This window comes from Blautia caecimuris, from assembly GCF_024622975.1.
GTDB classification, from domain to species: domain Bacteria; phylum Bacillota; class Clostridia; order Lachnospirales; family Lachnospiraceae; genus Blautia_A; species Blautia_A caecimuris.
The window spans coordinates 315,679-338,278 of record NZ_JANJZT010000001.1; the positions used below are offsets into that span (position 1 = coordinate 315,679).

The 22,600-nt window shown below is 45.4% G+C and carries 17 protein-coding genes and 1 pseudogene; 15 read left to right on the forward strand and 3 right to left on the reverse strand.

The window, feature by feature from the left end:
* Positions 1–2: 2 nt before the first annotated feature.
* From NSA57_RS01420 to ade, 7 genes are all read left to right on the forward strand, one after another.
* The gene (locus NSA57_RS01420; RefSeq protein WP_257463771.1) at positions 3–770 is read left to right on the forward strand and encodes a LamB/YcsF family protein; all 768 of its coding nucleotides are present in this window, start codon (positions 3–5) and stop codon (positions 768–770) included.
* A gap of 208 nt (positions 771–978) precedes the next feature.
* On the forward strand, positions 979–1,887 hold the full coding sequence (locus tag NSA57_RS01425; RefSeq protein WP_330671274.1) for an NAD(P)/FAD-dependent oxidoreductase: 909 nt from the start codon (positions 979–981) through the stop codon (positions 1,885–1,887).
* Between the two features lie 14 nt (positions 1,888–1,901).
* Entirely contained in the window at positions 1,902–2,204 is a 303-nt protein-coding gene (gene trxA, locus NSA57_RS01430; RefSeq protein ID WP_022068926.1) for a thioredoxin, read from the forward strand.
* Between the two features lie 24 nt (positions 2,205–2,228).
* On the forward strand, positions 2,229–3,911 hold the full coding sequence (locus tag NSA57_RS01435) for a B12-binding domain-containing radical SAM protein (RefSeq protein ID WP_257463772.1): 1,683 nt from the start codon (positions 2,229–2,231) through the stop codon (positions 3,909–3,911).
* A 146-nt stretch (positions 3,912–4,057) separates the two neighbouring features.
* The gene (locus tag NSA57_RS01440) at positions 4,058–4,795 is read left to right on the forward strand and encodes an AIR synthase-related protein (protein WP_147598113.1); all 738 of its coding nucleotides are present in this window, start codon (positions 4,058–4,060) and stop codon (positions 4,793–4,795) included.
* Positions 4,796–4,963: 168 nt separating this feature from the next.
* On the forward strand, positions 4,964–5,458 hold the full coding sequence (locus NSA57_RS01445) for a tRNA (cytidine(34)-2'-O)-methyltransferase (protein ID WP_147598114.1): 495 nt from the start codon (positions 4,964–4,966) through the stop codon (positions 5,456–5,458).
* Positions 5,459–5,992: 534 nt separating this feature from the next.
* A complete protein-coding gene (ade, locus tag NSA57_RS01450) occupies positions 5,993–7,720 on the forward strand; it encodes an adenine deaminase (protein ID WP_257463773.1) in 1,728 nt (575 codons plus the stop codon).
* Positions 7,721–7,785: 65 nt separating this feature from the next.
* Here the strand turns inward: ade and NSA57_RS01455 are convergent, their stop codons facing one another.
* Genes NSA57_RS01455 through NSA57_RS01465 form a run of 3 tightly spaced genes read right to left on the reverse strand, consistent with a single transcriptional unit; the run spans position 7,786 to position 12,293 of the window.
* Positions 7,786–9,198 carry a HAMP domain-containing sensor histidine kinase gene (locus tag NSA57_RS01455; RefSeq protein ID WP_257463774.1) on the reverse strand — a complete coding sequence of 471 codons (1,413 nt, stop codon included), beginning with the start codon at positions 9,196–9,198 and terminating at the stop codon, positions 7,786–7,788.
* Entirely contained in the window at positions 9,195–9,896 is a 702-nt protein-coding gene (locus NSA57_RS01460) for a response regulator (RefSeq protein ID WP_147598117.1), read from the reverse strand. The genes NSA57_RS01455 and NSA57_RS01460 overlap by 4 nt, the downstream gene beginning before the upstream one ends.
* An 18-nt stretch (positions 9,897–9,914) precedes the next feature.
* On the reverse strand, positions 9,915–12,293 hold the full coding sequence (locus tag NSA57_RS01465) for an endonuclease MutS2 (protein ID WP_257463775.1): 2,379 nt from the start codon (positions 12,291–12,293) through the stop codon (positions 9,915–9,917).
* A gap of 244 nt (positions 12,294–12,537) precedes the next feature.
* Between NSA57_RS01465 and NSA57_RS01470 the strand changes: the two genes are divergently transcribed.
* From NSA57_RS01470 to NSA57_RS01505, 8 genes and pseudogenes are all read left to right on the forward strand, one after another.
* Positions 12,538–13,803: a S1C family serine protease gene (locus NSA57_RS01470; RefSeq protein WP_257463776.1), complete on the forward strand. Its 1,266-nt coding sequence runs from the start codon at positions 12,538–12,540 to the stop codon at positions 13,801–13,803.
* 16 nt (positions 13,804–13,819) lie between these two features.
* On the forward strand, positions 13,820–14,767 hold the full coding sequence (locus tag NSA57_RS01475) for a 3'-5' exoribonuclease YhaM family protein (protein WP_022068936.1): 948 nt from the start codon (positions 13,820–13,822) through the stop codon (positions 14,765–14,767).
* A gap of 5 nt (positions 14,768–14,772) precedes the next feature.
* Positions 14,773–16,161 (forward strand): 23S rRNA (uracil(1939)-C(5))-methyltransferase RlmD, encoded by a 1,389-nt coding sequence (gene rlmD / locus NSA57_RS01480; protein ID WP_257463777.1) that lies wholly within the window; start codon positions 14,773–14,775, stop codon positions 16,159–16,161.
* Positions 16,162–16,493: 332 nt separating this feature from the next.
* Positions 16,494–16,691, forward strand: coding sequence for a hypothetical protein (locus NSA57_RS01485; protein ID WP_160253881.1), 198 nt, complete (start codon positions 16,494–16,496; stop codon positions 16,689–16,691).
* Entirely contained in the window at positions 16,681–17,016 is a 336-nt protein-coding gene (locus tag NSA57_RS01490; RefSeq protein WP_257463778.1) for a hypothetical protein, read from the forward strand. Before NSA57_RS01485 ends, NSA57_RS01490 begins: the two co-directional genes overlap by 11 nt.
* A 144-nt stretch (positions 17,017–17,160) precedes the next feature.
* Entirely contained in the window at positions 17,161–17,988 is an 828-nt protein-coding gene (locus NSA57_RS01495; protein ID WP_257463779.1) for a ParA family protein, read from the forward strand.
* On the forward strand, positions 17,942–18,889 hold the full coding sequence (locus NSA57_RS01500; protein WP_257463780.1) for a ParB/RepB/Spo0J family partition protein: 948 nt from the start codon (positions 17,942–17,944) through the stop codon (positions 18,887–18,889). The genes NSA57_RS01495 and NSA57_RS01500 overlap by 47 nt, the downstream gene beginning before the upstream one ends.
* Before the next feature lie 190 nt (positions 18,890–19,079).
* A pseudogene (locus tag NSA57_RS01505) lies at positions 19,080–22,505 on the forward strand (SpaA isopeptide-forming pilin-related protein); the annotation flags it as partial.
* Between the last annotated feature and the right edge of the window lie 95 nt (positions 22,506–22,600).

Here is a 22,600-nt window from a genome sequence, read left to right on the forward strand (position 1 = left end):
TTATGTACAAAGTAGATTTAAACAGTGACCTGGGAGAAAGCTTTGGCAATTATACCATTGGAAATGACGATAAGGTGATCCCTCTGATCACATCAGCCAATGTAGCCTGCGGCTATCATGCTTCTGATCCCGTTGTGATGGATAAGACTCTTGGCATGGCAAAAGAAGCCGGCATTTGTGTGGGGGCGCATCCGGGCTTGCCGGATCTGATGGGATTTGGCAGAAGGAATTTAAGCGTCAGCCCTGACGAGGCAAAGGCTTATGTTCTGTATCAGCTTGGAGCGCTGGAAGCCTTCTGCAGAGTCCATCATATGAAAATGCAGCATGTGAAGCCTCATGGAGCCCTTTACAATATGGCTGCCAAAGACTATGAGCTGTCTCTTGCAATCTGTCAGGGGATCAAAGACTTTGATCCGGAGCTTATTGTTCTGGCTCTTTCCGGCGGCGAGCTTGCCCGGGCGGCAAAAGACCTGGGACTTCGCACCGCGCTGGAGGTTTTTGCGGACCGTGCCTATGAGGAGGACGGTTCTCTTGTAAACCGCCGTAAAGAAGGCGCAATGATCACAGACGAGGAGCTTGCGGTTTCCCGTGTAGTGCGGATGGTAAAAGAGAAAAAGGTTACGGCAATTACCGGAAAGGATATTCCTATTCAGGCAGATTCTGTGTGCGTTCACGGAGACGGGGCCAAGGCCCTTGCGTTTGTGGAAAAAATCCGCAGAGCTCTGACCGATGAGGGCGTGGAGATCTGTGCCCTTGACAGGATTGTATAAATGTGAATAAAATAAGACAGAATCAGTTCAGAACTTCTGGACGGTTCTGTCTTACTTATTGTTAGAGCAAGCCGGTGGTCGTGATTCTTATTTTCAAAGAAGTTTGAATCGGACTTGTATGCTTTGTCCAAAACAGAAATTTTTATTCTGTGATAAAATCACAGAAATCTTTTCAGGAAAACAGTATACTATAGAAAAAGGCAGGTGAATGGAAATGGAACATGTAGTGATCATTGGCGCAGGTCCGGCAGGGATTTCCGCAGCTCTTTATACAGCCAGAGGAAATCTGGATCCTCTTGTGATCCACACAGGGATCGGAGCCCTTGAAAAAGCAGAAAAAATAGAAAATTATTATGGCCTGGAGAAGCCTCTTTCCGGGCAGGAGCTTTTTGACAGAGGAATTGCCCAGGCAAAGGCTCTGGGAGTCAGAGTCATGGAAACCCAGGTTCTGGGGATCAGCGGATTTGATACTTTTACAATCAGAACAACAGACGGAGACATAGAAACAGAAAGTGTGATCCTTGCTACAGGAAGTAAACGGGCAGCGTCCTCTATTCCGGGAATCAGAGAATACGAAGGAAAAGGAGTCAGCTACTGCGCTATCTGCGATGCCTTTTTTTACAGGGGAAAACAGGTTGCAGTTCTGGGAAACAGTGATTTTGCCCTTCATGAGGCAGAGCAGCTGAAAAATGTGACTCCTTCCGTGACGATTTATACCAATGGGGAAAAGCCTGAATTTTCAAGAGAACATGATATTCAGGTGAATACCATGAAAATCCAGTCAGTAGAAGGTGAGAATACTGTTTCCGGCCTTCGGATGGAACAGGATATGAGTATCCTGGAAAGTGATGGTCAGAAGGAGTCTTTTTATCCGGCTGACGGGATATTCGTAGCTCTTGGAACAGCGGGAAGTACGGAGATTGCCCGGCAGATGGGAGCTGAACTTACAGAAAAAGGAAATATCAGAGTAAATCAGGAAATGGAAACAACGATTCCGGGACTTTTTGCAGCAGGAGACTGTACAGGCGGCCTGCTTCAGGTAGCGACAGCCGTCTCAGAAGGCTGCGCGGCAGGAATCAGCGCAGGAAAATATATCCGAAGAAAATTCAAAAAATAAAGGAGCGATTGATTATGGAAATTACTTTAACATCACAGAATTTTGAAACAGAGGTACTTCAGTCAGAAAAGCCGGTTCTGGTGGATTTCTGGGCAACCTGGTGCGGCCCGTGTATGCGGCAGGCGCCTATTGTAGAAGAGATCGCAGCTGAGGGATATACAGTAGGGAAGGTGGATGTGGACCAGGAACCTGCTCTTGCCCAGCAGTTTCGGATTATGAGTATTCCCACTCTTCTGGTATTTAAGAACGGAAAAGAAGCAAACCGTGTCGTAGGACTTACCTCCAAGAATGATCTGCTTGCTCTTCTTAATGACTGAGCCGGGCATCGGGGAGTCTGACATATGAAAATTTTGCTGGCAGCATGCAACGCAAAATACATCCACTCCAATCCGGCAGTGTATGATCTCAGAGCGTTTGCATCTGAATATAAAGAACACATACTTCTTGGGGAGTATACCATTAATCAGACAAAGGATGAGATCCTGAAGGAGATTTACAGAAGCGGCGCAGAGGTAGTTTGTTTTTCCTGCTATATCTGGAATATTTCCTTTGTCCGGGAACTGATCTTTGACCTTAAAAAAATACTTCCGGGTACGGCCTTCTGGGTCGGAGGCCCGGAGGTTTCTTTTGATGCGGAAAATTTTTTAAAGGAAATGCCTCAGGTAACAGGCGTTATGGTGGGGGAAGGAGAAGAAACCTTTCTGGAGCTTGCCCGTTATTACATAGAAAAAAAAGGGACGCTGGCAGATATCAGGGGAATTGCGTTCCAGGAAAACGGCGAGATCTTTCACAACGGATGGCGGGAAGTAATGGATTTAAGCAGAGTTCCCTTTGCCTATGAGCAGACAGAGGATTTTGCAAACAGGATCATTTATTATGAAAGCAGCAGAGGCTGTCCTTTTTCCTGCAGCTACTGCCTTTCTTCCATTGATAAAAAGCTTCGGTTCCGCAATCTGGAGCTTGTAAAAAAAGAGCTTCAGTTTTTCCTGGATAAAAAGGTTCCTCAGGTAAAGTTTGTGGACAGGACCTTTAACTGTAAACACGATCATGCAATGGAAATCTGGAAGTATATTCTGGAGCACGACAACGGAGTGACGAATTTCCACTTTGAAATATCCGCTGATCTGCTTCGTGAGGAAGAGCTGGAGCTGATGAGCAGAATGCGCCCCGGACTGATCCAGCTTGAGATTGGAGTTCAGTCCACAAATCCGGATACCATCCGTGCGATCCACAGGAACATGGATCTGAAAAAGCTGGAAGCATCTGTGGCCCGTGTAAAGAGCTTTGGAAATATCCATCAGCATCTGGATCTGATCGCCGGACTTCCCTGTGAGGATTATGAAAGCTTCCAGCGTTCCTTTGAACAGGTTTACCGCATGAAGCCGGATCAGCTTCAGCTGGGATTTCTGAAGGTGCTGAAAGGCTCTTCCATGTATCATGAGGCGCAAAAATATGAAATTCTGTACAAGGAAAAAGAGCCTTATGAGGTTCTGTCTACAGCCTGGCTTTCTTATGAGGATATTTTGAAGCTGAAAATGGTGGAAAGTATGGTGGAAGTGTATTATAATAGTGGTCAGTTCCGGAAAACGCTTTCCTGGATCGAGATGTTTTATCAGGAGATGTTTTCTTTTTATGAAAGTCTGGGAGCCTATTATGAGGAAAAAGGATATGAAGAGATCTCTCATTCCAGGCTCAGGCGTTATGAGATTCTCCTGGAATTTCTGAAAGAGAAGACACAGCTTCCTGTAAATACAGCATCTCAGCATATGGTATATGATCTTTATCTGAGAGAAAAGCTGAAAAAACGTCCGGTTTTTGCTATGGATCAGAAGCCTTATGAAGCATCTGTGAGAAATTACAGGAAAGCAAATAAAATTCCAAAAACAGCTCACATTGAAGTATTTGGTGACGGAAGCGCGGTTCTGTTTGATTATGAAGTGCGTGACCTTCTTACAAACAATGCCCGGGCAGAACAGATTTTTTTGGAACGGAACCCGGTAAATGATATAGAAACAGAAGCGTGATCCGTAATATAAAAGAGGTGACAAATATGGGAATGTTTAATCCGAAAAAACGTAAAATAATTACAGCAGTGATCGCTGTGATCCTTGTGCTTGCCATGGTGGTTCCAAGTATCCTGTCCATTCTTGTCTGACAGAGGAAACGATACATGAAACTTGGACAGAAAGCAATGGAAGCATTAAGAGCTGAGATCACAGGTGAACTGAAGGCAGGGGATGATCTGGTTGTTGCAGGAGATATCGCCCTGTCAGGGACAGCTCTGATCACAGAAAAGGAAAAAGAAACCCTTAAAAGCTATTTTTCAGAAGGCTTTCTCTGGGATGCGCAGAGAAGCCCCTCTCTTTATGGAGCATATGACGCGGAGGTTCTTTTAGGAGACCGGGAAAATCTTACCTGTGAGCAGATGAACGGGAGAAAAAGAGCCTGTGCAGAAAAATCCTCTGTATGGGAAGCTGCACGGAATATGGGAGCAGATGCGCTTTATGTTCTGGGAACAGGCGGTGTGCTTGCCGGCCTGTGGAAAATGGCAGAGGCCGGAGAAACAGGAATTCAGGCAGATCTCCGCAAAATACCTGTGCGTCAGGAAACCATAGAAATCTGTGAGAGGTTTGATCTGAATCCTTACAGGCTTTTTTCGGAAGGGGCGCTTTTGATCGGCACGCAAAATGGGGCGGAGCTTGAGCTTTTCTGCAGACAGAAAGGAATTCCGGCGGCTGTGATCGGAAAGGCTGTAAAGGGCAATGACAGATTACTGTACAGCGGAGAAAACTGCAGATATCTGGAACGTCCTGCTGAAGATGAGCTTACAAAATTTTCCTGGGGAAGCTCCTGGAAAAATAAAGGCCTGCTTCCGGGCAAAGATAAAAATCAGAAAAGCCATAAATGAGAGATATACAGAACTAAAGACATGGCATTTACGGAAACAGGAAAGCAGAATATAAAACAGAACATAAATGTGACGTTTCTGTAAAGGGAGAAACAAAAGGCTGTATATGCACAATACAGACAAGGAAAATGGCAGTATACTTCCAGAAAAACACAAGGAGAAACAGATATGTTGAATATTGTACTTCACCAGCCGGAGATTCCGGCAAATACCGGAAATATCGGAAGAACCTGTGTGGCAACAGGAACCAGGCTTCATTTGATCGAGCCTCTTGGCTTCAGTCTCAGCGAAAAGGCATTAAAAAGAGCCGGAATGGATTACTGGAAGGATCTGGATGTAACTACTTATCTTGATTATGAGGATTTTCTGAACAGAAATCCGGGGGCAAAAATTTACTATGCCAGTACAAAAGCACCTCAGACCTATGCAGATATCAGCTATGAGGAGGACTGCTTTATTATGTTTGGCAAGGAAAGCGCAGGCATACCGGAGGAAATTCTTCTTAAAAATCAGGAACACTGTGTAAGGATTCCCATGATCAACGATATCCGTTCTCTGAATCTCAGCAATTCTGTGGCAGTAATTCTTTATGAGGCTCTGAGACAGCATAATTTCAGCCATATGCAGCTGGAGGGTCAGCTTACAAAATATCACTGGAAATAAAAGAAACCAGGCAGAGCATTGTCTGAGGGGCGGTTCTGTACTGAATAAAAAGAGAAACTCTGAGATACATTCCGGGTATGGAAGCTCTCAGAGTTTTTGTTTTGCAGCAAATGATACTGGCAGCATCTCTTTAATAAAGGAATTTTTTAGATATAAGGCTGTTCTGGTCTATAAGGAGTGGTTATTTTATCTGTCATAAAAGGATGAGCAAAAGAGTAAGAGTGAATCTGCTGCAGTATGTATCATACAGATATAAAAAATAAATAAGTTCTGTATGCTCAACATACAGGATCAGAGCCAGAAAGAGATGGAATAGTTTTTAGAATATTTATGGATAAAAACCAAAATAAGAAAACAAAAACGCTGCGATTTATTAAAAACACACAAATTATAATTGAAAATATGTAAGAAAAATGATAATATAATTGAAATATAACTTTAATATAAAGAAAAATCTGTATGTACAGATAAAAACAAAAATTTATGAGAATATAAAGCCGGAATATTCTCAGATATCAAAAAGGAGGCAGGGATATGGAGCTTGAACAGTATCGTATATATTCTGAAATGGCAAGAGGAATTCGAAAGGCCCCTCTTGTTTTGAAAAATGCGAATATTTTTTATGCACATTCAGGTGAGTTCCGCAAAGGCGACGTGGCTGTTGCAGACGGACTGATTCTTGGAACAGGAAGCTACAGCGGTGAGAGGGAAACAGATCTTTCCGGAAAGTATCTCTGCCCTGGCTTTATTGACAGTCACCTTCACCTGGAATCTACTCTTGTGACTCCGGGAGAGCTGATTCGTCAGGCTGCCCAGTGCGGAACTACTACATTTATTGTGGATCCTCATGAATCTGCCAATGTGTCAGGAACAGCCGGCATTGATTATATTCTGGAGCAGACAGAGGATGTTCCTGCCAATGTGTATGTGATGATGCCTTCCTGTGTGCCTGCAACCCATGTAGATGACAATGGATGCACTCTGACAGCAGGAAAAATGAAGAGTTATCTGAATAACCCGAGAATTCTGGGACTTGGAGAGGTGATGGACGCCGTTTCCGTGATCAATGGCAGTGTTTCCATGCATGAAAAACTGGGATTGTTTCAGGATCGTATCCGGGACGGACATGCGCCGTTTCTGGAAGAGGGAGAATTGGCAGCTTATGCGCTGGCGGGAATTGCAACGGATCATGAGTGTGTGGACTATGAATATGCTATGGAGGAATGCCGAAACGGTCTGCAGGTGCTGATCCGGGAAGGCAGTGCGGCGCGCAATCTGGAAGCTATTATAAATGGTATCGTAAAAAATCATACAGATACTTCAGGATTCTGCTTTTGTACAGATGATAAACACATTGAAGAGATACGGAGAGAGGGACATATTAATTACAATGTAAAACGCGCGGTACAGCTTGGACTGGCTCCGGAAAAGGCGCTTAAAATGGCAACGATCCAGGCCGCCCGGTGTTATGGACTGAAGCATCTGGGTGCCATTGCTCCTGGCTATCAGGCTGATCTGGTGGTTCTGGATAATCTCAGAGACATGAACGTGCTGGAAGTTTATCATAAAGGCATAAAAATCCAGAAAGATGAAAAAACAGAGATCCGCCCCTGCTCCCCTTATCTTAAAAATACCGTTCATTTAAAGAATTTCAGTGAAAAGGATCTGAGGCTTGTACATACAGGAGAAAAAGCCCATGTACTTCAGATGGTAGAGGGACAGATCGTAACAGAAGATCTTGTGGAGGAGGTTCCTTTCAGAGAAGAAGCAGGAGAGAGGATTTTTGCCGCAGATGGCATTTATCAGAAAATTGCAGTGATTGAGCGCCATAAGAATACAGGAAAAACAGGAGTCGGCATTGTAAAAGGGTTCGGGATCACAGGAGGAGCCATCGCGTCAAGTGTTTCTCACGATTCTCACAATCTGATTGTGATCGGAGACAATGACAGAGACATGTATCTGGCTGTGCAGGAACTTTTGCGCACCCAGGGCGGGTACACGCTGATGCAGAACGGAAAAGTTTACGATACACTGCCGCTTCCGGTTATGGGGCTGATGAGTGATGCAGGGTATGAAAATGTAAATGCACTTCTGGGAAAAATGATCCCCAGGGCATATGAAATGGGAATCAAAAAAGGGTTTGATCCTTTTATCACGTTGTCCTTTATGGCGCTTCCGGTTATTCCTGAAATCCGGGTGACTCCAAGAGGAATCTATCTTGTAAAAGAGGACAGAATTCTTTCCAGTCCTTTTGAAGCATAATGTTATTACCCGGAATGGAAAGAGAAATATTTCAGGTAAATGAAAAGCACGGCAGGAGACAAATCCTATCGTGCTTTTTCCAGAGTGAAAATAAATTCTGTTCCAATGCCCTCGGTACTGATCACATTAATGTGCTGATCATGAGCATGGATGATCTCTTTTACAATAGACAGACCAAGACCGGTACCTTTCTGGTCTTTTCCTCTGGAAATATCTGTTTTATAAAAGCGTTCCCAGATTTTGGAAAGGCTTTCCTTTGGAATGCCGATTCCGTGGTCTTTGACAGAAACAAAAATCTTTTCATTTTTTTCTGTTGTCTCAATAATGATGGTTGAATGATCCGGGCTGAATTTAATGGCATTGTTCAGCAGATTATGGAGCACCTGCTGGATCTGTTCCACATCTGCCCTGGCGTACAGCTCTTTTCCGGAAAGAATCAGTTCAAGGAGAATATGACGTCTGGTGCAGTCTCCCTCATAAGTGGCGGCAGCTTTTTTTATGGCCTCGTTGATATCAAAGGTCTGAATGTTCAGGAGACGTTTTTGGATATCCAGTTCATTCAGGGTGAGGAGGCCTTTTGTGAGCTTTTCCAGACGGTCAGCCTCATAGGCAATGATCTTCAGGTATTTATCCTGCATTTCCACGGGAATCGTACCGTCCATCATTGCTTCCACATAGCCTTTTATGGAGGTAAGCGGTGAGCGGAAGTCATGGGAGATATTGGAGATAAACTGTCTCTGATATTCTCCGTTCCGGTTCATTTTATCTGCCATATAGTTCAGATTGTTTGCCAGATATCCAAGCTCATCGTCTGTATAAACAGGGATTTTATAGTTAAGGTTGCCTCCTGCATATTCGGTAACTCCTTTTTTTATTTCTGTAAGCGGTTTGTGAACATACTGACGGAACACAAGCAGGAGCAGGGACATCAGTATATAGACAAGCAGGAACAGAAACTGAAGGATAAAAAGATATCTGCCTCTTTGCTGGTAAAGGCGGCTCATCATATAGTGAATGGCAACATAGCCTTTGATAGTCATGTTGTCTGTAATGGGAGCGATTACGCTGAGGCGCGCATCATCTTCAAAGTACCCGTAGAAATAGCCTACCTGATAATAGGTGCTTCCCCAGATGGAAGGATCAAAACCTGCAAGAGGAATGGGATCTCCCGGAGAAATATCCTTCCGGGTACTCAGAACAACCTCTCCTCTTTCATTAATGATCCAGATGATGGTATTGGGATAGTCTGCAACCATAGTGAGTTTTTCTCGGATGCTGTCAAGACTGGAAGCGGAAATATTGTACCGGATATCCTCATTTTCTGAGATCCGGTAGGCACTCTGATAAAGATCTGCGCTGATATCTTTTTCCAGCTGAGATTCGATCATATGGGAACCCAGCAGCGTAACCAGCAGAAAACCAAGGAGCCCTACAAAAAGATAAACCTCCATGAATTTCCTGGACAGCTTTTTTTTCATCTGTTTTTTACCTCGAATTTGTATCCGATGCCCCACACAGTTGCAATGCTCCAACTGGGATTATCTTTGATTTTTTCCCGGAGTCTTTTAATGTGGACATCCACAGTTCTTGTATCCCCGATATATTCATAGCCCCAGATATGATCAAGGAGCTGCTCTCTTGTAAATACCTGATTGGGAGAAGAAGCCAGAAAATAAAGCAGTTCCAGCTCCTTGGGGGGCATGTCTACCTGTTTTCCCATATAGGTGACTGAGTAGTTGGTAAGGTTGATGGTAAGGTCAGGGTAGGACACTGATTTTTCGCCGGAAGGGGCAGACGGCTGTCTGACCTTAAAGCGGCGGAGCACAGCGCGGACACGTGCGACCAGTTCTTTTGCATCAAAGGGTTTAATAATGTAATCATCTGCTCCCAGTTCAAGCCCCAGAACCTTGTCAAAAGTTTCGCCCTTTGCAGAGAGCATGATAATGGGAACATCCGAGGTATGACGCAGTTCTCTGCACACCTGATATCCGTCGATTCCGGGCAGCATCAGATCAAGGAGCAGAAGATCCGGATGAAAAGAGTCAAATTCTCTCAGCGCCTGTTCTCCGTCATTTACGATTTTTGTCTCAAAACATTCCTTTGTAAGATACAGAGAAATCAGTTCTGCAATGTTGTTATCATCATCAACGATAAGAATTTTCTGTTTGGATGTCATTAGGAAATCCTCCCTCTGTTATTTAAAATCTACAATAGTCACGCCTGCATCGCCCTCGCCGAATTCGCCCAGACGGAAAGAGGAAACATGCTTCTGGCGGCGCAGATAATCATGGATTCCTTTCCTCAGAGCTCCGGTTCCCTTTCCATGGACAATACGGACGCTTTTCAGGTGGGCAATATAGGCGTCGTCCAGATACTTATCAAGCTCGGCAATGGCTTCGTCTACTGTGCGCCCGAGAAGATTGATTTCTGTGGAAACACTGGCAGACTTGGACATACGTATTTTTCCGGCTCCTGTTTTCTGAAGAGAAGGGGTGGTGATCACAGGCTCATCCACAAGCTCCAGATCAGAGAGATGTACTTTGGAACGGATAATTCCCATCTGCACAAAGAGGAAACCTTTGGAATCCGGACGGCTTCCCACAGTCCCTTTCAGGTTCATGCTGAGAACCTTAACAGAGTCTCCCGGACGGATATCTTTGGCCGTAAGCTGCTTCTTCGGTTTTTTTGTTTCCTGTCTGTCAGACATGTTTTTTTCTGCTTTATTCATCCGTTTGCGGAGTTCCTGGCGCTCTCTTTCCACAGCCGAGGTATCCACATTATTTTTCTGGAATTTATGGAACAGCTTCATGGTCTGGTCAGCATATTCTTTTGCTTCCTCCAGAACCTTGTGAGCCTCTTCGTTTGCCTGGCGGAGAATACGGTCCCGCTGGGCATCCAGTTTTTCCTGGCGGGATTCCAGCTGGGCTTTGAGAGTTTTGATCTCTTCTTTATAACGCGCAATCTCCAGTCTTTCATTTTCAATGGTAACGCGGTTTTCTTCCAGAGAAGAAAGAACATCCTCAAAGGATTCGTCCTGTTCGCTGATCTGTTCCTTAGCTCTTTCAATGATCTGATCGGAAAGTCCAAGTTTGGAAGAGATGGCAAAGGCATTACTTTTTCCGGGAATACCGATCAGAAGGCGGTAGGTAGGACGCAGGGTTTCTACGCTGAATTCGCAGCAGGCATTTTCCACACCCGGTGTAGAAAGTGCGTATACCTTAAGCTCGCTGTAATGGGTGGTTGCCATGGTCCTTATTCCTTTATCATGAAGATAGGAAAGGATGGAAATGGCAAGGGCAGCACCCTCCGTAGGGTCGGTTCCAGCACCCAGCTCGTCAAAAAGAACAAGAGAACGGGAATCTGCTTTTTCCAGGAAGGATACAATATTAGTCATATGAGAGGAAAAAGTACTCAGAGACTGTTCAATGCTCTGCTCATCCCCGATATCTGCATAAATCTCATGAAAAAGAGCCAGCTCACTGCGGTCAAGAGCCGGAATGTGAAGTCCTGCCTGACCCATAAGAGTAAGCAGACCAACGGTTTTCAGAGAAACTGTTTTTCCTCCGGTATTAGGACCTGTGATAATCAGAAGGTTAAAATCATCTCCCAGACGGATATCAATGGGAACTACTTTCTTTTTTGGAATCAGAGGATGGCGGGCTTTTTTCAGGAGCACACGGCCTTCCTCGTTAAAAACAGGTTCGCTTCCGTTCATATCCATGGCAAGACCGGCTCTGGCAAAAATAAAGTCAAGCTGTACCATCAGTTCCAGATTCAGGGCAATGGCTTCCCGTTCTTCTGCAATCTGTTCACTTAAACCGGCAAGAATGATCTCAATTTCTTTTTGTTCCTGAAGCTCAAGCTCCCGCATGTCATTATTCAGCTTTACCACAGCCATAGGCTCAATAAACAGAGTGGAACCGGTGGAAGACTGATCGTGGATCATGCCCGGAACCTGTCCTTTATATTCGGCTTTGACCGGAATACAGTACCGGCCGTTTCTCATGGTGATCACAGAATCCTGAAGGTAGGTACGGGCGTTTCCGTTTACCAGTCCGGAAAGCTGCGTATGGATCCTGTCATTGGTTACTTTCATATTTCTTCGTACCTGGCGCAGCGCAGGACTTGCATCATCACTGATCTCATCTTCAGAGAGAATGCATCTTCTGATCTCTGAAGACAGAGGGGTCAGAGGAGCAAGCTGTTCAAACATGCTGTCAAGAGAATCAGAGGGAAGGTCGCTCCGGTCGCCTCGGGAATAGGCTTTTACTCTGGAGGTGTTTTCCAGAAGCGCGCAGACAGAAAGAATTTCCATAATACCCAGAGAACTTCCGATCTCCAGTCGCTTCAGTGAGCCGCGGATATCCTTTACACTTCCAAAAGAGACGGAACCCTTCTGAAAAAGACGGGTCAGGGCATCTTTTGTCTGAGTCTGCATGAGACGGATCTTATTTATATCAGTAGAAGGCTGAAGTTTCCGGCACAGCTCTTTTCCCATAGGAGAGGAAGCCTTTTCTGTAAGCCGTTCTATAATTTTTGGATACTCAAGTGAAGATAATGCTTTTTGATTCATAACTTTTTTCGCTGCCAGAAGCAGCATCTCCTGTAAATTCTGATAGTATTTAGTCTTTTATCATAACAGATTCTGATGTTTTTTTCCAGATGAAACACAGAATCAGGAAAGAAAATTCTTCTTATAATCTTATCATACATGATTTGTTTCATAATGAAAAGGAAAAAGTATATTTTTGTTAATAAAAAGTTCATATATTTTTGCTAAAATACACCTAAATTATCTGGTTTATGGGAGAATGGTTATGGTTGATAAAAAGGATCAGGACTATCCATTTATAAAAGAGACAATAAAAGAACGGCCCATAGATAAAAAGACAGTGCTCCGCAGGCTGGCAATGGCTGCATCCTGTGGAATTGTATTCGGAATTTGTGCAGTTGTAACGGTAATGGCTTTTGTGCCCAATATATTCAGACAGTTTGAAAAAGAAGCGAAAAAACCGGAGACGGTACAGTTATCACCGCCTGCCGGCTCAGAATTCGCCAGAGGAACGGATACACAGACGGCGGAAAGTGTTCAGCCGGAAGAGGAGGAAGATGCAGATTCAGCAGACCATTTGAAAAATGTGTATAAAACCATCTGGGACATTGCAGAGGAACCGCGCAAGGCTCTGGTTCAGGTGACCGGACTTACGGACACAGAGGATTTACTGAACGATTCCCTCCTCACTTATGGGGATGAAGAAGGTATTGTTTTTCTGAAAAACAAAGATGCGTTTTATATTCTGACTACATCGGATGAGCTGGAAAAAGCGGAGAAATTCAAAATTACATTTTCTAATGGAGTGATGGCAGAGGGAACTCTGTGCGGAGCAGATCCCCGGACAAAGCTGGTAGTCGTCAGGGTTCCGGTAAAAAATGTAGAAGAGGAATACAGGGATGAGATTACTGCAGTGACTCTGGCTCCGCAGGACGACCGTCAGCAGACGGAGCCGGTGATTGCGATCGGAAGTCCAAATGGAGATACCAATTCCCTTATTTACGGAAATATTACCGCCATTTCCGGAAAGCTTACTATCCCGGATGCAGAATATACACTGATCACAACGAATATGGCCGCCGGTAATGACGGAGGCGGTGTGCTTCTGGATATGGACGGAAAGATGATTGGTATTATTCTGGATCATGAGGAAGAAAAAAGCTGCGTGATCCGTGCTGTATCGGTGGCACAGCTTGGAACTCTTCTGGAAAAGCTTTCCAACGGAGAACCCATCTGCTATGCAGGACTGATCGGGACAACGATTTCTCAAATACAGTCTGAGAGCAGAGATATTCCGGGAGGGGTTTATATTGACCGGGTAGAAAGTAATTCCCCGGCTATGGTTGCAGGCGTTCAGAGCGGAGATATTCTTCACCGGATTAACGGAGAAGAAATTACCACAATGCGGGAATACAGTATCCGGCTTCAGAGTATGAAACCGGGACAGCAGGCAGAACTTACAGTATATCGCAAAAATCCATCAGGAGAATATGTGGACGTAGAATTAGATGTACTGATAAAACAAAAATAGAGAGGCAGAAAAAGAAATGCGTTTTATTAATGAATTACACGAAGGCGACAGAATCAGCGGAATTTATCTGTGTAAACAGAAACAGTCAGCGGTGACCAAAAACGGGAAACCTTATGACAGCATTATTTTACAGGATAAGACAGGAGTGCTGGACGGAAAGATCTGGGATCCAAACTCATTGGGAATTGATGAATTTGATGCACTGGACTACATAGATGTAATGGGCGATGTGACAAGCTTTGCAGGAGCCATGCAGGTAAATATCAAGCGTGTGCGCAAAGCCGGAGAGGGAGAATATGATCCAGCAGATTACCTTCCTGTCAGCGAAAACAGTGCAGACGATATGTATCGTCAGCTTTGCGATATGATCAGCACAGTAAAAAATCCATATCTGAACACAATTCTCAGGAAACTGTTTGTGGAAGATCAGGAGTTTATCAAAGCTTTCCAGGGACATTCTGCAGCCAAAACAGTTCACCATGGATTTATCGGAGGGCTTATGGAGCATACGTTAAGCGTGGCAAGGCTCTGTGATTATATGGCAGGCGCTTATCCTCTTCTGAAAAGAGATCTTCTGATCACAGCGGCGCTGCTGCATGATATTGGAAAAACAAAAGAACTTTCTGCTTTTCCTCAGAACGATTATACAGACGAAGGACAGCTTCTGGGGCACATCATCATCGGCTCTCAGATGATTCATGATCTGGCAAAGGAAATTCCGGACTTTCCGGAAGTGCTGGAAAATGAACTGATCCACTGTATTCTCGCCCATCACGGGGAACTGGAGTATGGATCTCCGAAAAAACCTGCGCTTGCAGAGGCAGTTGCTCTGAACCTGGCGGACAATACAGATGCCAGAATGGAGACGCTGACTGAGATTTTTGCAGCAGATAAAGGAAAAAAAGACTGGCTTGGATATAACAGACTTTTTGAGTCAAATTTAAGAAGAACAGGAGAAGTGTGATCCTCATGGAATATCGTAAAAATGATATGGTTACGTTAGATATTGTGGATTGCGGTACAAATGGTGAAGGCATTGGCAAAGCTGATGGCTTCACTGTTTTTGTAAAGGACGCAGTCATTGGAGACAGAGTTACAGCCAAGATCATGAAAGCAAAAAAGAACTATGGGTATGGAAGACTTATGGAAATCCTGACGCCTTCTCCTGACCGTGCGGAGCCGGTATGTCCTTCTGCCCGTCAGTGCGGCGGATGCCAGCTTCAGGCGCTTTCCTATGAAAAACAGCTGGAATTTAAAGCTGACAAGGTTCGCGGGCATCTGGAACGGATCGGCGGCTTTGCCAATCTGCCCATGGAACCCATTATCGGTATGAAGGACCCGTTCCATTACCGCAACAAAGCACAGTTTCCGGTAGGACGGAACAGGGATGGAAAAATCGTAACAGGATTCTATGCAGGACGCACCCACAGCATTATCGAAAACAGGGACTGTGTCCTTGGCGTTCCGCAGAACAGAGAAATCCTGGACCGTGTAATTGACTATATGGAAACCTATGATATCTCCCCGTACGATGAGGTTACCGGAAAAGGCCTGATCCGCCATATTTTTACCCGTTACGGTTACCATACAGGAGAGATCATGGTCTGTATTGTTGCCAATGGCAGCAGGCTTCCGCATCAGCAGGAGCTGGTGAAAGCTCTGAGAGAAATCCCGGGTATGACCAGCATTACTCTGAATATTAATAAAAATCGTAATAATGTAATCCTGGGAGAAAAAATCCAGGTTCTCTGGGGACAGGAATATATTACAGATAAAATCGGAGATATTTCTTATCAGATTTCTCCATTGTCTTTTTATCAGGTAAATCCACAGCAGACATGGGAACTGTATTCCAAGGCTCTGGAATATGCAGATCTTCACGGAGAGGAAACAGTGTGGGATCTTTACTGCGGCATTGGAACCATCTCTCTTTTCCTTGCCCAGAAAGCAAAATTTGTCCGCGGCGTGGAAATTGTTCCTGCCGCTATTGAAGATGCCCGCCGCAATGCACGGCTGAATGGTATAAAGAATGCAGAATTCTATGTAGGAAAAGCTGAAGAGGTCCTTCCTGATTACTATGCAGATTATGCTGCCCGTCATCCGGGAGAAAACGCCCGGGCCGATGTGATCGTTGTAGATCCCCCTAGAAAAGGCTGCGACGAGATACTGATTGACACGATCGTAGAAATGCAGCCGGACAGAGTTGTGTACGTAAGCTGCGATTCCGCCACCCTGGCCAGGGACCTGAAATACCTTTGCGAGAGAGGGTATCAGGTGAAAAAGGTGTGCCCGGTGGATATGTTTCCGATGACGGTACATGTAGAGACTATTGTGTTGATACAAAAGAAAACCTCGTAGAAATCCTTTATTTTAGGCACTTTGCGAAGCATTTCACGTTCACTTCGGAGGGTGAAAAAATCCGAAATAAGCACCTCAAAAACTACTTTGACGTTTCGGTGGTAGTTGATATCGGGTGTGGGAACACAAACGGAAAATAAAGGGTTTGGGCAATCAACGTGTCTATGTAGTGTACACCCTGCTGATAAAATATAGGCAACAGGCTCTTAGAAATTGAACGGGATAGGCGTATCATTAGAGATAGTGGTACGCTTATTTTTTCGCCCATTCGCATCTTTGAATATACTGGTATCTGTCTATTATAATGAAAATAAAAAAGGACGGTGATATGAATGAGAGAAAAGAAAAATCATTTATATGTGGATAGTGAAGAAAGAAAACTCCTGTTACATAGCCTTGTAGGATTAAAAAATCAGCTTATACAGCAAGGCAGATATACAGATTGCGTTGATGAGCTTATTATCAAGGTTATCCATGCACCTGTAAAAAAGTTAAGGGTAGAAATGGCAGGAGGAAGTGATGTGCGATAAGGAATTTAAAGAACTGGTGAAAATAGCGGTCGAGAAACTAAAAGACGAATCTGTATTGAAACTGTTACAAGCGGATGCAAGTTATCAAAAAGATAGTAATAACGAGGGAGATGCAGAGGATGCCTTTAATGAGCTTGATTTGACGGAAAAGCAAAGGGCAGTTTGCCAACGTCTTTTAGATTGCAGGGATAAGCAGGATTTTGAATACGGAACTCATGCGTATATTGCAGGGCTGATAGATGCGTTTCATATTATGGCGGTATTGTTTCCAGAGAAATGGGATACAGAAAGAATAATAGAAAACTTATCATGTAAGAGCAGATAAGGCAAATAATAAAACAGAATAGATTTTTACATAGCCGATTGGTGTAGTTTAAAAAACAGCCAGTCGGCTTTTTTTATTGTCATGAATCCTTTACATAGCCACTCTGACAAAGTGGCTAAATTTATGCGAAAGGAGGACGCACCTATGTCAAATTGTAAAGTAATCGCTCTGACGAACCAGAAGGGCGGTGTCGGAAAGACCACCACGGCGGTAAATCTGGGTGTCAGTCTGGCACAGCAGGGTAAAAAAGTCCTGCTGATTGATGCCGATGCACAGGCAAATTTAACTATGTCACTTGGTTACAGCAGACCAGATGAATTGTCGGATACGCTTTCAAGCATCATGCAGGACGTGATAGACGATAAGCCTGCCAATGTCCAGAAAGCTATCCTGCACCATGACGAGGGCGTTGACCTGCTCCCGTCCAATATTGAACTGTCGGGCTTGGAAGTAAGGCTCATCAATGCCATAAGCCGTGAAAGTGTGCTGAAAACCTGCATCAATGAAGTAAAAAAGAATTACAATACTGTCCTTATTGACTGTATGCCGAGCTTGGGTATGCTAACAATCAATGCACTTGCAGCGGCTGACAGCGTGGTTATCCCGACACAGCCCCATTATCTTTCTGCAAAAGGTTTAGAGCTGTTGCTTCGCTCCGTGTCTAAAGTCAAACGGCAAATCAATCCCCATCTGCGGATTGACGGTATCTTAATGACGATGGTAATGCCACGCACGAACATCTCTAAGGAGATTACCGCAACGGTAAAGAGTGCCTACGGGCAGAGGATTAAAGTTTTCGATGCCCAGATACCCCATTCTATTCGTGCCGTAGAAGCCACCGCAGAGGGAAAAAGTATTTTTGCCTACGACAAGAGCTGCAAAGTAGCCGCAGCCTATGAACAGTTTGCAAAGGAGGTGGCAGAGATTGGTGAGAAACAGAGAAAACAAAATCGAGCTGACCGCATACGATGACCTCTTTGAAACAGACGAGAGTCGTGCAGAAGCGAATCTAAGCAAGATAAGGGAGATACCCATTTCCGAAATTGATGAGTTCCCAGACCACCCATTCAAGGTTTTGATGAATGAGGATATGGAACAGCTTGTTGAAAGTGTCAGTCGGAGCGGCGTAATGACCCCTGCCACAGTTCGGCAGAAAGAGGACGGGCGGTATGAGCTTATCAGCGGTCACAGGCGGAAAAAGGCTTGCGAGCTTGCTGGGCTTGAAACGCTGAAATGCGAGGTTAAGGAGCTGACCCATGATGAAGCGATTATAATCATGGTTGAGAGTAATCTCCAACGCTCCGTTATCCTGCCGAGTGAAAAAGCCTTTGCCTATAAGATGCGGCTTGAAGCGATGAACAGACAAGCGGGCAGACCACCAAAAGATAATTTGACACCAGTGGTGTCAGATTTAGAAACTCCCCGAACAAATGAGAAGTTGGGAAAAGAAGTTGGTGAAAGCCGTGAGCAGATACGCCGCTTTATCCGCTTAACTGAACTTGTACCCGAAATTCTGCAAATGGTAGATGAACGCCAGATTGCTTTTCGTCCTGCGGTAGAGATTTCTTATCTTTCCGAGGAACAGCAATACACCCTGCTTGAAGCGATGGGCTACAATGATGCCACGCCTTCACTTGCACAGGCTATCAAAATGAAAAAGTTTATGCAGGAGGGAAAGCTCACGGACGAGGTTATCCAGAGCATCATGCAGGAGGATAAGCCGAACCAGAAAGAGAAGCCTGCCTTTAAGGATGAGCGGATAACCAAGCTCATACCGAAATCCATCCCCAGAGGGCAGCAAACGGATTTTGTCGTAAAGGCGTTGGAGTTCTACAACCGCCATCTGCAAAGGCAGCGGGGGCAGGAAAGATAACCGCACACTTGGGGAGAAGTCCGCCCTTTGGGGAATAGCAAATTTTTTTCCGCTTCCCCCTCTCCACACCTCTCCCCCTAGATACTGCCAGTAACTATCCGAGAAAAGAACTATTAAAGGCTGTCCACATGGGCGGCTTTTTTTCTGCCAGAAGTCAACTATCAACACGAGAATGAACAGGAGGTAATGAATGAAGATATGTAAATTATTCAAAAGGGCTGCGGCGTTTGCTCTGGCTGCGGTCACGGCATTGTCCGCCGTCCCTGCCACGACAGCGTTTGCAGCGGGCGACATCGGAACAATCAGCTTTACCCACACCTACGACGGTGCAGGGAACGCCATGAGGTATAATTCCAGTGCCAACATTGGAGGTCATACCGCAGGAGGAACGGGCGAATACAAATACCGTATGTATGTGGACGGGGAAACGGCGTTCTGCCTTCAGCCGGGCGTGCCGCTGAAAACAGGAAACACATTGGCAAAGGCATCTTCCAACGCTTGGAACGCCCTCTCCGCAGACCAGAAAAAGGCGGTTGGGCTTGCCCTGCTCTATGGGTATCAGGGAAACAGCGGGAATTTATCTGGGAGCGATGATGAGAAATGGCTTGCCACCCAGACCCTTGTGTGGGAGTTCGTCACGGGATGCAGACAGGCAGCAAGTCCGTACAGCCAGACAAGCACGATGGTTTACAGTCTTCACTTTGGCTCTAATTATTCCAATAGCGGGGCAAGGGCGGCTTACGACCAGATTGTGTCGTTGATGACAAGGCACAGCACAATTCCGAGCTTCATGTCGGCAGGCAAGAAAGACATCACAAAGGAGCTTGCCTATAAGGATGGGAAGTACAGTCTGACATTGACGGATAAGAACAATGCCCTCTCCGAGTATTCCTTTACCAGTTCCGACAGCAATGTAAAGGTATCCAAATCTGGGAATAAGCTGACCATCACATCATCAAAGGCGATTGACGGCAAGGCGAGGATTACGGCGACGAGAAATAACACGCCGACCGTCAGCAGCGGTGCGATGATGATTGCCTACGGCGACCCGAATTTACAGGACGTTATCACGGGTGTGGAAAATGTAGACACCATGATGGCATATATCAACGTGGAAACGCCGACAGGCACGGTTGCACTCAAAAAGACTTCCGAGGACGGAGTTGTTGAGGGGATTTCCTTTACCATCAAAGGCGACGGCTTCAATAAGACCGTAAAAACCGACAAGAATGGAAACATCACGGTGGAGGGCTTATTCCCTGGCACTTATACGGTCACAGAGCAGTCCATTGACCGCTACGAGCCGCAGAAGACCCAGACCGTGACGATTATCGGAGGGAAAACATCTACGGTCACATTCAGCAATACCTTAAAGCGTGGAAGTCTGGAAGTTGTAAAAACATCCGAGGATAATCTTGTGGAGGGCGTGAAGTTCCACCTTTACGGAACATCATTGAGCGGCTTGGCTGTTGATGAATATGCCATAACCGATAAGAATGGACTGGCGAAGTTTGAGAATGTCCTTATCAGCGGCAGCACGCCTTATACCCTTGAGGAAGTGGATACGGCAGTCCGTTATGTTGTCCCTGCATCCCAGACCGCCCCGATTGAGTGGAAAAAGGTCACGAACCGCTGCTTCCACAACATTTTAAAGAAATTCAATGTCACAGTATTAAAGACCGATGTGGAAACGGGAAAGAAGCCGCAGGGGGACGCTTCCCTTGCAGGTGCGGTTTATGGCATTTATAAAGGCGAGGAACTGGTTGACACCTACACCACCGACGAAAACGGGCAGTTCACAACAAAATATTATGTGTGCGGCGATGACTGGAGCATCCGTGAGATTACCCCGTCCGAGGGCTATCTCTTAGATACGACCGTACACCATGTAGGGGCAGAGCCAGAGCTTTACACCGTGGAATATAACTCTGCAAAGAATGACGTAAACGAGCAGGTCATTAAGGGAAATATCGCTATCATCAAGCATACCGATAACGGCGAAACCCAGATTGAAACGCCAGAGGAGGGTGCTGTTTTTGAGGTATATTTGAAATCCGCAGGCAGCTTTGATGCGGCGGAGGAAACGGAACGTGACACGCTTATCTGCGATGAGAACGGATTTGCACAGACAAAGGATATGCCATACGGCATCTATACGGTTCACCAGACTTCTGGATGGGACGGGCGTGAGCTGATGAAAGACTTTGACGTGTTTATCTGCAAGGACAGCCAGACTTACCGCTACCTTATCAACAATGCCAATTTTGAGAGCTATATCAAGATTGTGAAAAAGGATATAGAAACAGGCAAGGTTATCCCATATGCAGGTGCGGGCTTCCAGATTTACGACCCGAATGGGGAGCTTGTAACAATGACGTTCACTTATCCCGAAGTAACAAAGATTGACACATTCTACACCACGGCAGAGGGCGAGCTTATTACGCCGCAGACTCTGGAATACGGCAAGGGATATTCTCTGGTTGAGGTGCAGGCTCCGTATGGCTACGTTCTGGATTCCGAGCCAGTTTATTTTGATGTAGAACAGGAAAATTCCGAGGATGAAAACGGCATCACGATTGTCAAAGTGGAACGCTCCAACGTGGCACAAAAAGGAAAAATCACGGTAGAAAAGTCTGGGGAGGTATTCAGCAGGGTATCAGGAAACAAGGGGCTGTATCAGCCGATTTTTGCAGTAGACAGCCTTGAGGGTGCGGTTTATGAGATTACAGCAGCCGAGGACATTATCACAATGGATGGGACGGTCAGAGCCGAGAAAGGCGAGGTTGTAGACACGCTTACCACAGGAGAGGACGGCACGGCAGAATCAAAAGAATTGTATCTGGGAAGATATGAGGTTAAGGAAGTGACCGCCCCGTATGGCATGGTGTTAAGCGAGGAAGTCCACGCCGTGGAGCTTGTATATGCGGGACAGGAAATCGAAGTGACGGAAGCAGGCACGGATTTTTACAACGAGCGTCAGCGTGTGGAAATCGATGTAATCAAGAGCCTTGAGGTGGATGAAGCATACGGTGTGGGAAATAACGGCGAAATCAAAGACGTTACGTTTGGTCTGTATGCCGCCGAGGAACTGACCGCCGCAGACAGCACGACAATCCCTGCGGATGAATTATTAGAGGTTATTTTCCTTGATGAAAACGGTCATGGAAAGGCAGTCAGCGACCTGCCGATTGGCAGCTATTATGTGCAGGAAATCAGCACAAACGCCGCCTACCTTGTCAGCGACGAGAAATACCCTGTTGACTTTGAGTACGCAGGGCAGGAAACAGCCGTTGTGAATATCACGGCAAATGAGGGCGAAGCCATTGAAAACGAACTGATTTACGGCTCGGTAAGCGGTAAGAAATCCAATGAGGACGGCGAGGACTTGGGCGGTGCGTTAATCGGCATCTTTAAGACAGGCACAACAGAATATACAAAGGAAAATGCGATTGCGACTGCCACATCCGAGGATGACGGCAGTTTTTCTTTTGAGGAAGTTCCGTATGGCACATGGGTCATCCGTGAAATCGAAAGCCCGAAAGGTTATGAACTTTCCGAGGAAGAAATCAGCGTGACAATCAGCGAGGTTGACGAAGTTGTGGAGATTGAACTAGTATAGAATAAATTAAATTTCTGCTATATATTTTTGAGATGATGTATGGTAAAATAGTGTTATCAAAGAAAGGATGATCGCTATGAGAAAAACATATC